Raw genomic sequence first — 12757 nt, 5'->3', positions numbered from 1 at the left:
CGCGGAGCGCGCGACCGGTCTCTGGAACCCCCGAGCAACGCTGAACAACTCAGCGTTGCCGCGCGACATGGAGGGCGTGCTCGCGGATCGGGCACGCAAGGGCCTGATCCAGAAGAAGCGAGTCTGAACCCGCGCCGGGCTCGCGACCATCAAGTCCACGATTGACTTGATCCGTGTTGCCTGAGGGCCAAGTGGCAGCGAGTGTCTCTATCCCCTCGCCCCTGCGGACCGGCCTTGCGTCGAGGAAGGCTCCATGAGCTTGCGCGAGGTGGCCAGCATTCGATTCGCCGGACCTTGCCCGCTTTTGCGGCGAGTCAAACGTTGGAGCGCCCTTGGCCTTCAGCTGCGCAGCGCGTCAATTGCCGGCTGCACCTGCGCCTGTCGGCCCAAGACCTCACCCGCCCGCTCCAGCGCCTCGGCCAGCGCGACCGCACTGTCGGCGCGAACGGTCGCGTGGCCCACCTTGCGAGCGGCGCGCGCGCTTTTCCCGTAGTCATGCCAGTGCAAGCCCGGCACGGTCAGCGCGGCGGCGCAGTCGGGCAATTCGCCTATCCAATTGAGCATGGCGCTGTGGCCGCGCGTGGCGGTGTCGCCCAGCGGCAGGCCGAGCACGGCGCGCAGATGGTTCTCGAACTGGCTGCTGACCGCGCCCTCGATGGTCCAGTGTCCGCTGTTGTGGACGCGCGGCGCCATCTCGTTGGCGAGCAGCTCGCCGCCCTTCTCGAACAGCTCGAGCGCAAACACGCCCACGTAGTCCAGCGAATCGGCAACCGCGCGCGCATGTGCCACAGCCCGATCCGCAAGCGTCTCGCTGACGGCAGCCGGCGCGAGGCTCAGGGAAAGAATCCCCTCGTGGTGCCAGTTGCGGGTCAGCGGGTAGCTGCGGAACTCGCCGTCGCGGCCGCGTACGGCAACGACAGACAGCTCACTGTCGAAGGGCACGAAGGCTTCGAGGATCAAGCTGGCCTGATCCTGCCCATGCGACAGCGCCGCCCAGGCGGCTTCGACGTCATCAGGCTTGCGGAGGCGGACCTGACCCTTGCCGTCGTAGCCGAGCCGGCGCGTCTTGAGGATGCTGGGCAGGCCGATGCGTCCGACCGCCTCGCGCAGCTGCTCAAGGGTGTCGACCGCCGCAAATGCAGGGGTGCCGATGCCGAGTCCGCGAAACAGCGTTTTCTCGGCCATGCGATCCTGGGCCACGGCCAGCGCGCGGGGGTTCGGAAACACCGGCACACGTTTGGCGAGCCAGGCGGCACTGTCCGCGGGCACGTTCTCGAAATCGAAGGTGGCGATGTCTATCTGCGCGGCGAAGCGGCCTAGCGCGTCAAGATCGCGATAGTCGGCCTGCAGCAGCGCGGCGACTTGGCCACCGCAGGCGTTGGCGTCGGTGTCGAGCATCACGAACTTCGTGCCCAGCGGTGCGCCGGCCAGCGCCAGCATGCGCGCAAGCTGGCCGCCGCCAAGCACGCCAACCCGGATCAGGCTGCGCTCGCTCATGCCTGCCTCGGGTCGGGATGAGCCAGCACGTCGTCGGTCTGCTTGGCGCGGAAGGCCGCCAACGCTGCACGGATGGCGGGGTGATCGGCCGCCAGCAGGCTGGCGGCAAACAGGCCCGCATTGGCGGCGCCAGCGACGCCGATGGCAAAGGTCGCGACCGGAATGCCGGCCGGCATCTGCACAATCGACAGCAGCGAGTCGAGCCCGTTGAGCGCCTTCGACTGCACCGGCACGCCGAGCACAGGGAGGGCGGTCTTAGCGGCCAGCATGCCCGGCAGATGGGCAGCGCCCCCGGCACCGGCGATGATCGCGCGCAAGCCGCGCGCCTCCGCGGCTTCGGCGTACTGGAACAACAGATCGGGCGTGCGGTGCGCGCTGACCACCTGCACTTCATGCGGCACGCCCAGCAATTCAAGCCGCTGGACGGCGTGCTGCATGGTGTCCCAATCGGAACGCGAGCCCATCACGACGCCAACCAGCGGCGCGGTGGTGTGGGCGGCGAGCGTGTGCTGCGTCATCGGCTGCGGCCTCCGCATGGCGATAGCGAACCCGGCGCGGGCACCCCGCCCGTCCGGAAGCCGCACAGTGTAGACGGGCCGTGCGATGCGTGCTTTGCAGTGCGTCGGCCCATGGCCGACAATCGCGGGATTGTCATCACTCCCGGCGACCGTCCATGGCCCTTGATCCGCGCCTGCTTGAAATCCTGTGCTGCCCGCTGACCCGCCAGCCGCTGCAGATGCTGGACGCGCAGCGACTGGCCTCGCTCAATGCCGCCATTGCGGCCGGCGATGTCAGGCAGACAGATGGTCAGGCGCTCAGCCAGGCCTGGAAGGAAGCGCTGATCACCGCCAGCGGCAGCCGCGCGTATCGCATCGAGGACGGTATTCCGGTGCTGCTGGCCGATGAGGCCGTGGAGTGGTCGCAGCTCGGCTGAATCAGCACAGATCAAGTTCATCCTGCACTTGATCCGTAGTCGCGAGTCCCGCAATGCCGAACTCGCTTCCGCCGGATGTGGAACGCTCGCAAAGCTCGGGCGCGCTGCCGACTTCTTGCAGCCCTAAGGCAAAGCTGAAGAATTCAGCGTTGCCGCGCGCCATGGAGGGCGCGCCCGCGGATCGAGCACGGAAATGCTTGATCCAGCGTGACCGAGCGAAGCGAAGGCGTCGCCGCCTAGCGGCCGAACGAGTCCGGACATGCGCCGGACTCGCGACTACGAATCAAGGCCAGGAGGGGCTTGATCCGTGCTGCCTTAAGCGCCGGCGTCCAGCAGCGTTCGCAGAAACGGCACCGTGATCCGCCGCTGCGCGGCCAGGCTCTCCTGATCGAGCCGTTCGAGCAGGCGCGTGAGCGCCTGCAGATCGCGCGAATGGCGGCGGAAAAGGTAGTCGAGCACCGGCTCATCCAGCTCAAGCCCCCGCGCCTGCGCCCGGCGTTTCAGCACCCGGCGACGGCCCTCGTCATCGAGTGCGCGCAGCGAGAAGCGGCTGCACTGCTGCAGGCGCGAGCGCAGGTCGGGCAGCGCAAGCGCCAGGCCCTGCGGCGAAGCATCCGCCGCATAGAGAAGCTGGCCGCCCTGATCGTGCACGCGGTTGTGCAGGGCGAACAGTTCGATCTCGCGCTCGCGGTCGCCGACCACCGACTGCAGATCGTCGAGCGCAACCAGGCCAAGCCCCTCAAGCGCCTGTAGCGCATCGAGCGCTCGCGGGCCAAGCACTGCCAGCGGCAGGTAGTGCACCTCGCGCCCTGAACGCCGGGCTTCGGCCACCGCGGACAGCAGCAGATGGCTGCGGCCGCTGCCGGTCGGCCCATCCAGAAACACGTGGCCTGCCGACTCGCCGCGGGCACATGCGCGCAGCTGTGCAACCGCCTCTGCGCTGCCTTCGAAGTCCTCGAAGCCCGCGACCTGCGGCGCCCGCAGGTTCAGCGGGAGCTGCGGCACGCTCACGCCGGGCGGTCTCCGCCGCCACGCGGCCCGCGGCGACGACGGCGACGCTTGCCGCCTTCCGGCGGGCCCGCGGTCACGCCTTCGGGCTCGCCTTCAGGAGCGGACGGCCGGGCGCTGCGAGGGGCCGTGTCGCGTCCTGCGGAGCTGAGCGGGCCCGATGCGCGCGCGTCCTCCTCGCTGGCGCCTGTGGCCATGGCTGCGGCTTCGGATCGGGCGCTGCGCTCGCGCTGCGTACGCTCACGACGGCTATGGCGATGCTCGCGGTCGCCCTCGCCCCCGTACAGCGAACTCTCGGTGTAGCGCGCATGCAGCCAGCGCAAGACCACCATGACCACCGCCGCCACCGGCAGGGCCAGCAGCACGCCAAGAAAGCCGAACAGCTGGCCGCCGGCCATGATCGCGAAGATCACCGCGACCGGATGCATGCCGATCTTGTCGCCCACCAGCCAAGGCGTGAGGACGAAACTTTCGATCGTCTGGCCGGCGCCGAACACTACACAGACCAGCACGATGTGGAACAGATCGCCGTGCTGGACCAGGGTCGCGATCAGCGCAGCGCCGAGGCCGATGATCATGCCGAGGTAGGGCACGAAGCTGACCAGGCCCGCCAGCATGCCGATCAGCAGAGCGAGGTCGATGCCGACCAGCCATAGGCCCATCGAGTAGATCGCGCCCAACGAGAGCATGACGCTGAGCTGCCCGCGCAGGAAGCTGCCCAGCACGGCGTCGGCCTCGCCAGCGAGCCGCACCACGGTGGGCTCCACGGTTCGCGGCAGCAGCTCGCGCACGCGACCGAGCAGCACATCCCAGTCGCGAAGCAGGTAAAAGCTCACCACCGGAATGAGCGCGAGATTGGCCAGAAAGCCCAGCACCGCCAGACTGGACCGCGACAGGTGCGTGAACACCTGACCTGCGGCCTGCCCGGCCTCCTGCCAGTAGTCCTTGGCCAGCGCCACCAGGTTCTCGGTCTTGAGATGGTCAAGTCCGAAGCCGGTCTGGGCTTCGAGCCAGGGCAAGGCGGTGTTCTGCACCCATTCGGCGAACACCGGCAGCTTCTCGCCGAACGAGGTCATCTGCGTGCGCAGCATCGGAATGAGCAGCAGCACCGCGCCGACGACGACGAGCGTCATCAGCAGGAACACGATGCCGACGGCGCTGCCGCGCGACAGCTTGCGCGCCTGCAGCCGGTCGACCAGCGGATCACCGAGATAGGCGAACAGCGCTGCCGCAGCGAAGGGTGTGAGCACTGGCGCCAGCAGGTAGAGCAGGCCGCCGAGCAGCACGGTCAACGCCAGCAGCTGCCACTTGTGGGTATCAGTCATGCGGAGCTCCAAGCGAAGCGCGGGCGCGGGCGCGGCGGCCGTAGCGCCAGACGTAATCAATGCCGCTGAGCAGGGTGGCGAGCCCAGTGACCGCCGCGAGCTGCGGCAGGACGTGGCCGAAATCGGCACGTGACCCTACGTGGATCAGACAGGCCAGCAGGAACACGAGCTGCAGGAACGTCGTGAGCTTGCCCAGCAGGCTGGGCGTGGGCGTGAGGCACTCGATGCGTCGATGCCAGACCGTGGCGCCAGCGACAATCACCAGATCACGCAAAGCCACCAGGGCCGCCAGCCAATCCGGAATCACGTTCTGCCACCACAGACAAGCGTAGCCGGTGACCACCAGAAGCTTGTCCGCCAGCGGATCGAGCACCCCGCCGAGCCAGCTCTGCCAGCGGAACATCCGCGCGAGCGCGCCATCGAGCGCGTCAGTCAGCCCCGCAATGGCCGCCACCCACAGCGCCGATTCGTACTCGCCGCGCAGCAGCAGCACCGCCAGCGGCGGCACCAGCAGCAGGCGCAGGATCGTCAGCGCATTCGGCAAATGGCGCAGGGCCGTCATGGGATCAATCGGCTCAGGGTTCCAATTGGAACTCGGCGGCCCCGCCCGGGCTGCTGCCCAGCGGGCGCAACACCTGGCCGAAACTGGCCAGCCGCTGCAGCGCCTCAACGCCAGCCCCGAGGTCGAGCATCAGCACCAGCACGCTGTCCTCGGCCGAACGCACCTCGATGCCGCGAACCAGGCTCAGCGAGCGCAGATAGGCAACCGCCCGCGCATAGTCGGCGCCACTCTGGATGCCCTGGATGCGCACCGCATAGCGGCCCGGCTCACCGAGCGCCGCCAAGCCCGAGTAGCGCTGGGTGAGGGCCGACACGGCCTGGCTGGCGCCGTTTGCCAGCAGCGCCTGGGCATCGCCGCCTGCGTCGCTCCAGCGCCGCAGCACTTCGCCCCCGTCGATTACCAGCCAGCTCGCGCGCCAGCCGCTGCCCGCCCGCTCCAATCGGCCGGAAAGCAGACTCTGGCTGGCGTAGCGCGCGCTGCCGGCGACCAGCGCCGCGACGTTCTCGTCCCAGACCGCCTGGGCGCTGACGGCCGCCTGATCCTCAAGATCAAGCAGCGGAAAAATCAATCCGACGCCTTCGTTGGCCGCGCGGTTGCTGAGTGCAGTCACGGCCTGAGCCTGGGCTTCGCTCACCAGCCGCGGGCCGCGGCCGTCGTCAATACCGAGCCACAGCATCAGCGGCGGGCGCGGACCCGGCCAGAACGCGATTCCGGCGCCGCTGAGCAGGGCATCGACCTTGGCGCGATCGAAGCGCGCCACCAGCACGGCGCGCTGCTCGGGCAGGCCGTTCACCACCGCCACCTCGCTGCGGTAGCGGAAGTGCTGCAACAGGCCTGCGGCTCCAGCGAGCGGCTCGCGCACGGCGGGCTGCAGCGGCGTGTCCTCACTGCCGGTGAGCTTGACCAGGACGCGCGCCAGCGCTTCAGGAAGTGCCGCGGCGCGGGCCTCTTCCGATTGATCGGGCACCGCCGCCTCGCCCTCGTAGAGCGCAGCCGGGTCGATGGGCTGCGCCAGAGCCAGCGGCGCGCAGCCCGCACACAGGAACAGCGCGAACAGGAACTCAGGCAGGCGAAGCGAGGGACGGAACGGCACGAGCAGGCGCACGGAGAAGCCCCGGAAGTCAGCGATTGAACAGGCGAGCATGGTAACCGAGGGCCGCGCCGGGGCCTGCAGAGGCCGTCCGAGCGGAGGCGGCTGCTATCATGCGCGGCTTTCCTGCCGGCCCAGGACACCCTCGTGAGCAACCCGCAGCAGCCCCTCACCTACCGCGATGCGGGTGTCGATATCGACGCCGGCAACACCGTCGTCGAGCGCATCAAGCCGCTGGTCAAGCGCACCTTCCGACCCGAGGTGATGGGCGGCCTGGGCGGCTTCGGCGCGCTGTTCAACCTTTCCGGCAAGTACCGCGAGCCGGTGCTGGTCTCCGGCACCGACGGTGTCGGCACTAAGCTCAAGCTGGCCCAGCAGCTGAACCGCCACGACACCATCGGCATCGATCTGGTCGGCATGTGCGTCAATGACGTGCTGGTGCAAGGCGCGGAATCGCTGTTCTTTCTGGACTACTTCGCCACCGGCAAGCTCGACGTCGAGACCACGGTCAGCGTGGTCGGCGGCATCGCCCGCGGCTGCGAGCTGGCCGGCTGTGCACTGATCGGCGGCGAAACCGCCGAGATGCCCGACATGTACCCGCCTGGCGAGTACGACCTTGCCGGCTTCTGCGTCGGCGCGGTCGAGAAGTCGGCCCTGCTCGACGGCGCGGCGGTCAAGGCCGGTGACCTCATCCTCGGCATCGCATCGAGCGGTGCGCACTCGAACGGCTACTCGCTGATCCGCCGCATTGTCGATCGCGCCGGCCGGCCCTTCGACTTGGAGCTCGGCGGCGTCAAGCTGGTCGATGCGCTGATGGCGCCGACCGAGATCTACGTGAAGCCGGTGCTGGAGCTGCTCGCCAAGCACAACCCAGGCGCGCGCGCCGAGGCCATCCACGCGATGGCCCACATCACCGGCGGCGGGCTAGAAGAAAACATCATCCGCGTGGTGCCCGAGGGCCTGGGCCTGCACATCGACAGCAGCAGCTGGGCCCTGCCCGCTCTGTTCGACTGGCTGCAGCGCGAGGGCGCCGTGCCCCAGCGTGAGATGTGGCGCACCTTCAACTGCGGCATCGGCTACACCCTGCTGATCGATCCCGCTGCCGCCAGCGCGATCGAAGCCGACCTCGATCGCCTCGGCCTGAAGCACTGGCGCATCGGCGAAGTGGTGGCCGCCAGCGGCGAACACCGCGTCACGATCGTCTAAGCCAATGACCCTGCGCGTGGCCGTGCTGGCCTCGGGCGAAGGCAGCACCCTGCAGGCGATGATCGAGGCCCGCGACGCGGGCAGTCTCGATGTGGACTTCGTTGGCCTGTTCTCCGACAAGCCCGGCGCACGCGCGCTCGAACGCGCGCTGACCGCCGGCATGCCGGTCTGCGCGCTCAGCCCCAAGGGCTTCGATTCGCGCGTCGAGCACGACCATGCGCTGTTTGCCCGGGTCGAGCAGGTTCAGCCCGAACTCATCGTCTGTGCCGGCTACATGCGCATCATCAGCGCCGAAATGGCGCAGCGCTTCGAGCACCGGATGATCAACCTGCACCCTTCCCTGCTGCCCAAGTTTCGCGGCCTGCACACGCATCGCCAGTGCCTGGACGCGGGCGATTCAGTGCACGGCGCCAGCGTGCACTGGGTGACCGCCGAACTCGACGGTGGCCCGGTGATGGCGCAGGCACGGGTGCCGGTGCATCCGACCGACGACGAACACACGCTGGAAGCGCGCGTGCGCGGGGTCGAACGCCCCCTGCTGCTGGCGGCGATTCGTGCGCTGGCCGCTGGACGCATCCGTCAAGGCGATGCCGTTCGCTTTCTCGACTCCCACCATGAACTGAGCGACCGCGAGGTCTACGTATGCGCCTGAGTCTGTTCCGATTTGCCGCCCTCGCGGCGCTGGCGCTCGGCGCCACTGACGGCCACGCACAGGCCGGCGCGCTGGAACCTTTCACGGCACGCTACGAGGTGCTGCGCGACGGCAAGGCGCAGGGCGAGGCGGTGATGCGGCTGGAGCGTATCGACGGCGCCCAGTGGCGCTTCACCAGCGATGTCCGCGGCACCTCCGGCATGGCCCGGCTGTCCGGCTTCGAGATGACCGAAAGCACCGACTTCGAAGCCCTGCCCGATGGCCGCCTGAAACCACTGTCCGCGCGCTCCGAGGGCGGCATCAGCCTGCGCCGCCGCAGCATCGGCACGGAGTTCGACTGGAGCGCAGGCGAAGTCCGCTGGAACGGCGACGCCAAGCCCGAACACCGCGGCCCCGCGCCCTTGGGCGCCGACACGGTCAACCCGCAGATCCTCAACCTCGCCCTGGCGCAGCGCCTGCGCGCCGGCGCCGAGGGCGTCATCCGCCTCGACATGGTCAACCGCGGCGACAGCGACCCGGTCGAGTACCGCGTGCGCGGCAGGGAATCGGTGAGCGTGCCGATGGGCCAGCGCGAGGCCGTCGCCCTGCACCATCGCCGCACCGACAAGGACCGCGAGATCACCCTCTGGATCGATCCGAGCCTGCCGCCGGCGCCGCTGCGTGTCCTGCAGCGCGAGGACGGGGCGGATGCCTACGAGTTGCGGCTGATCGAGCTGCGCTGAGGCAGCGACGGTTTCGTTCGCTGGCGCGGAACCCTCGGCCCGCCGCTTCGCGAGTGGTCTCAAGGGCGCGCGGGTCCACCCACGCGCAGGTCTGCGACGGGGGCGCCCCTGACGCGACGCATCCCACGCGCCTGGAGAGATCGAACGCCGAACGCGAGGCCGCAGGCGTGGAGCACGGCTTTGTGACAGCTTCACTAAACCTGACATGAATCTGTAAGCGCCGACCGCTACACTCCAGCGGTTTTCCATCGTTTGCGGGGTTGCGGAATGAAGGGTTGCAAGGCGGCACACATGGCGCTGCTGGCGCTGGGGCTCGCGGTGGGGGCAAGCGCGTCGGCGCAGGTCAACCTCCGGTCGGGCGAGACCTACACTCAGGACTTCAACACGCTGCCCAGCACTGGCACGAGCAACGCGGTCACGACGCTGCCGGCGGGTTGGATCTTTGTCGAGACCGGCACCGGTGCGAACACCACCTTCCGCGCCGTCGACGGCAGCAGCAACGCGGGCGACACGCTGAGCCTGGGAGCCGCCACGGGCGGGACCACCGGCGAGCGCGCCCTGGGCAGTCTGCGAAGCGGCTCGGTCGCCAGCGTGTTCGGCGCCCGCCTGCGCAACGACAATCCCGGCCCGCTGGTCGACTTCACGGTCAGCTACGTGGGCGAACAGTGGCGCCACGGCGCTGCCAACCGCTGCGACTTCCTGCGCTTCGAGTACAGCACCGACGCCACATCGCTGAGCACCGGCACCTGGACGGCGGTGCCTGAGCTGGATTTCCAGTCGCTCGCCTGCGGCGCGGTAGTGACCAACGCGCTGAACGGCAATTCCGCTGAGAACCAGCGCTTCCTGCTGCGCACGATCAACAGCCCCAACGTCGCTGCCGGAGCGGAGTTCTGGATCCGCTGGACCGATACCGATGCGACCAGCTCGGACGACTCGCTGGCGATCGACGATGTCGCCATTACGGTGACGGCCGGACCGGCGCCGGCCCCCGTGGTCAGCTTCGCGGCCGCGGCCATCAGCGCCAACGAAGGCGGCCTCGGGCAATCGAACCCCGTCGACTTCACGATCAACCTCACGCCGGCGCCCACAGCTTCGCAATCGGTGTCGTTCAACGTTGCGGTGACGGGTGAAGCCGGGCGCTTCAGCTACACCGGCCCCAGCACCTTGACCGTCACCAGCGCGACCGTGCTGCCGATCGTGCTGAGCGCAACCAGCGTCGGAAACAACCTGGTCCAAGGCGACAGCGTTGTGACCATGACCCTCTCGGGCTTCACCGGCACGGACGTCAGCCAGACCTCACCGATCACCAAGCAAGCCACGATTCTTGAGGACGATCTGCCCGCGTTGCCAGTGGTCAGTTTCGCCGAAGGTGTCGTCAGTGTGGCCGAAGGCGACTCGGCGAGTGGCAACCTGCTGACGTTCAACCTGAATCTCTCCGCGCCCCCCGCTGCCGGCACGCCGGTCAGCTTCGACCTCGCCGTGACGGGACCGGGCGGCCGGTTCGATTACGCGGGTCCGAGCACCGTGCAAATCACGGATCAGACACCGCTGCCCTACGCCATCAACGTGCGCTCGATCGGCAACCGTACCGACGAACCGGATGCGGTGGTCAGCATCAGCCTCAGCAACTTCGTGGGCACCGACGGCACCCAGGCCACTCCGCTGAGCAAGTCGGGCACCATCCTTGACGATGACCTGCCGATCAGCGAAGTGTTTACGATCCAAGGCAGCGGAGCGTGCTCGCCCTTCATCACCGCCTGCAATGCGGCGGCCAACGTCACCGGCGATGCGGTACGCAGCCGCAGCAATATCGTCACCGCGGTGGGCACGAGCGGCTTCACCATGCAGACGCCGAACGCCCGTGACGACAACAACTCGCTCACTTCGAATGGCGTGTACGTGTTCACGGCAGGTGCTCCGCGCAACGACGCCGGCGAACTGATCGCGGTCGGCGACCAGGTCGAGGTGATCGGCCGGGTGGCTGAGTTCTTCAGCCTCACCCAGATCGTCGTCAACGCGACCCGCGACACCGGCAACAGCATCCTCACCGAAGCCAGCGCCCAGCCGCTGCCGAGCGCGGTCGCGTTTGGCAACGTCCCTGCCGGCGGCAGCATTCCGATCCCGTCCAAGGATCCCGCCAACCTCAGCTGCGGCGCGGTGGGCAATTTCGAGTGCTTCGAAGGCATGCGCATCCAGATCGCGACGGGCGCCGTGACCGTCTCCAACCAGCGCTTCGCCAGCCCGGCCGGCCAGCTGTTCGCCGAAGTCTGGATTTCGCCCTACGGCGAACGCGGGCTGCGCGAGAAAGGTGCGCGCTTCGGCAATACGCTGGTGCCCTCCAATTCCGCTGCGGGCGTGTGGGATGGCAACCCGGAAATCTTCGAGATGGATGCCGATTTCCTGCTCACCGGGCTGGTCGACACCGAGCTGGCGGGCGGCACGCGCTTCTCCGCCGAGGGCGTGATCGGCTTCGATTTCGGCGACTACGAGTTCTGGCCGAGCAGCCTCACGATCGTCGCCGGCAGCAACCAGGTGGTGAGTCCTGTCCCCGCGCCCTCCACCCGCGAGCTGACCATCGGCAGCTTCAACGCCTTCCGATTCTGCGACGCGGTCGCCGGCAACTCACCCAGCCTGTGCGCAGCCACGGCAGCGCTCGAAACCAACGCCGCACGCGTCACCCACCAGCTGGGCCAGGTCAGCGCCTACCTCCGCGACGTGCTGCGCAGCCCGGACGTGGTCGGCCTGCAGGAGGTCGAGAACCTCGCCATCCTGCAGCAGCTCGCGACCCAGATCAGTGCCGACGGTGGCCCCGCCTATGTCGCCTACCTGGTGGAAGGCAGCGACGTGGGCGGCATCGACGTGGGCTATCTCGTGAATCCGGCGCGGGTCACCGTGGACACGGTCACCCAGCTGGCCGCCACCGAGACCTGGAACGACCCCAGCGGCACCCCGACTTCAATCCTGCACGACCGTCCGCCGCTGCTGCTGCGCGCCACCTTCATCGGCAACGGCCGCCCCTTCGCCTTCAACGTGATCAACAACCACACCCGCTCGCGCGGCGGTGTGGATGTGAGCGATGCGGAAGGCGAGCGCGTGCGCGCCAAACGTTTCCTGCAGGCGCGCTCGATCGCCACGCTAGTGCAGGGCCTGCAGTCCGACCCCGCAACTGCGCAGGTGCCGCTGTTCGTGATCGGCGATCACAACGCCTATCAGTTCACCGATGGCTACGCGGATGTCGTGGGCCTGATCGCGGGCACCTACCGCAACGACGAGAACACCTGCGCTCCGGCCAATAGCGTCACCGACTGCGAGCTGCCCGGTGGGGCCAACATCGTGTCGCCGGCCATGATCAACGCCGTGGACCTGCTGCCCGCCGAGCAGCGCTACTCCTACAAGTTCACCGAGAACTTCGGAGCCGTCCAGGGCAGCACCGGTCGCGATGTAGCGACCAATCAGGTGCTCGACCACGGCCTGTTCAACAGCGTCGCGTCGAACTTCGTGACGGGCATGGCCTACGGTCGCGCCAACGTGGACGCATCGACCCAGCGATTCCGCGTCTGCAACTTCACCAACCGCGATCTGGCCCTGTGCCCGCAGGGCACGGCGGTCACGCCAGCCCAGCCCTGGGTGCCGACCGGCAGTTCGGATCACGATGGCTTCGTGATTTTCGTCAGCCCGCCGCTGCCTGCTGCGATCTTTGCGAACGGCTTCGAAGCGATCAACTGATCGAGCCTCCCGGTTGCACAACGCAGACGCCCGCC

At 68.4% G+C, this 12757-nt stretch carries 12 protein-coding genes; 5 read left to right on the top strand and 7 right to left on the bottom strand.

Annotation, left to right across the window (positions count from 1 at the left end; all coding sequences use genetic code 11):
* Window positions 1–339 precede the first annotated feature (339 nt).
* Complete coding sequence (locus tag H4O13_02280; GenBank protein ID MBE5314208.1) at window positions 340–1497, bottom strand: 5-(carboxyamino)imidazole ribonucleotide synthase; 1158 nt, start codon at window positions 1495–1497, stop codon at window positions 340–342.
* Window positions 1494–2015 (bottom strand): 5-(carboxyamino)imidazole ribonucleotide mutase, encoded by a 522-nt coding sequence (gene purE / locus H4O13_02275; GenBank protein MBE5314207.1) that lies wholly within the window; start codon window positions 2013–2015, stop codon window positions 1494–1496. Before purE ends, H4O13_02280 begins: the two co-directional genes overlap by 4 nt.
* 155 nt (window positions 2016–2170) lie before the next feature.
* Between purE and H4O13_02270 the strand changes: the two genes are divergently transcribed.
* Window positions 2171–2431 (top strand): Trm112 family protein, encoded by a 261-nt coding sequence (locus tag H4O13_02270; protein MBE5314206.1) that lies wholly within the window; start codon window positions 2171–2173, stop codon window positions 2429–2431.
* 1 nt (window position 2432) lies between these two features.
* On the opposite strand, the gene H4O13_02265 is transcribed toward H4O13_02270, so the two are convergent.
* The 5 genes from H4O13_02265 to H4O13_02245 form a co-directional block, all read right to left on the bottom strand.
* On the bottom strand, window positions 2433–2594 hold the full coding sequence (locus H4O13_02265; GenBank protein ID MBE5314205.1) for a hypothetical protein: 162 nt from the start codon (window positions 2592–2594) through the stop codon (window positions 2433–2435).
* A 152-nt stretch (window positions 2595–2746) separates the two neighbouring features.
* Window positions 2747–3442 carry a DnaA regulatory inactivator Hda gene (hda, locus tag H4O13_02260; GenBank protein ID MBE5314204.1) on the bottom strand — a complete coding sequence of 232 codons (696 nt, stop codon included), beginning with the start codon at window positions 3440–3442 and terminating at the stop codon, window positions 2747–2749.
* Window positions 3439–4764 carry an AI-2E family transporter gene (locus H4O13_02255; GenBank protein ID MBE5314203.1) on the bottom strand — a complete coding sequence of 442 codons (1326 nt, stop codon included), beginning with the start codon at window positions 4762–4764 and terminating at the stop codon, window positions 3439–3441. The genes hda and H4O13_02255 overlap by 4 nt, the downstream gene beginning before the upstream one ends.
* Window positions 4757–5326: a CDP-alcohol phosphatidyltransferase family protein gene (locus H4O13_02250; GenBank protein ID MBE5314202.1), complete on the bottom strand. Its 570-nt coding sequence runs from the start codon at window positions 5324–5326 to the stop codon at window positions 4757–4759. Before H4O13_02250 ends, H4O13_02255 begins: the two co-directional genes overlap by 8 nt.
* A gap of 13 nt (window positions 5327–5339) precedes the next feature.
* On the bottom strand, window positions 5340–6431 hold the full coding sequence (locus H4O13_02245; GenBank protein MBE5314201.1) for a DUF2066 domain-containing protein: 1092 nt from the start codon (window positions 6429–6431) through the stop codon (window positions 5340–5342).
* Between the two features lie 132 nt (window positions 6432–6563).
* Between H4O13_02245 and purM the strand changes: the two genes are divergently transcribed.
* The 4 genes from purM to H4O13_02225 all read left to right on the top strand — a co-directional run bounded on the left by purM (window position 6564) and on the right by H4O13_02225 (window position 12722).
* Window positions 6564–7622, top strand: a complete 1059-nt coding sequence (gene purM / locus H4O13_02240) for a phosphoribosylformylglycinamidine cyclo-ligase (GenBank protein MBE5314200.1) — start codon at window positions 6564–6566, stop codon at window positions 7620–7622.
* 4 nt (window positions 7623–7626) lie between these two features.
* Entirely contained in the window at window positions 7627–8274 is a 648-nt protein-coding gene (locus H4O13_02235; GenBank protein ID MBE5314199.1) for a phosphoribosylglycinamide formyltransferase, read from the top strand.
* The gene (locus H4O13_02230) at window positions 8265–8996 is read left to right on the top strand and encodes a DUF3108 domain-containing protein (GenBank protein ID MBE5314198.1); all 732 of its coding nucleotides are present in this window, start codon (window positions 8265–8267) and stop codon (window positions 8994–8996) included. Before H4O13_02235 ends, H4O13_02230 begins: the two co-directional genes overlap by 10 nt.
* Window positions 8997–9263: 267 nt before the next feature.
* Window positions 9264–12722: a hypothetical protein gene (locus H4O13_02225; protein ID MBE5314197.1), complete on the top strand. Its 3459-nt coding sequence runs from the start codon at window positions 9264–9266 to the stop codon at window positions 12720–12722.
* Window positions 12723–12757 lie beyond the last annotated feature (35 nt).

Source organism: Lysobacterales bacterium (assembly GCA_014946745.1).
Classification (GTDB): domain Bacteria; phylum Pseudomonadota; class Gammaproteobacteria; order Xanthomonadales; family Xanthomonadaceae; genus Aquimonas.
Note: the sequence above shows the minus strand (reverse complement) of the source record. Positions and strands in the feature narration are given on the sequence as shown.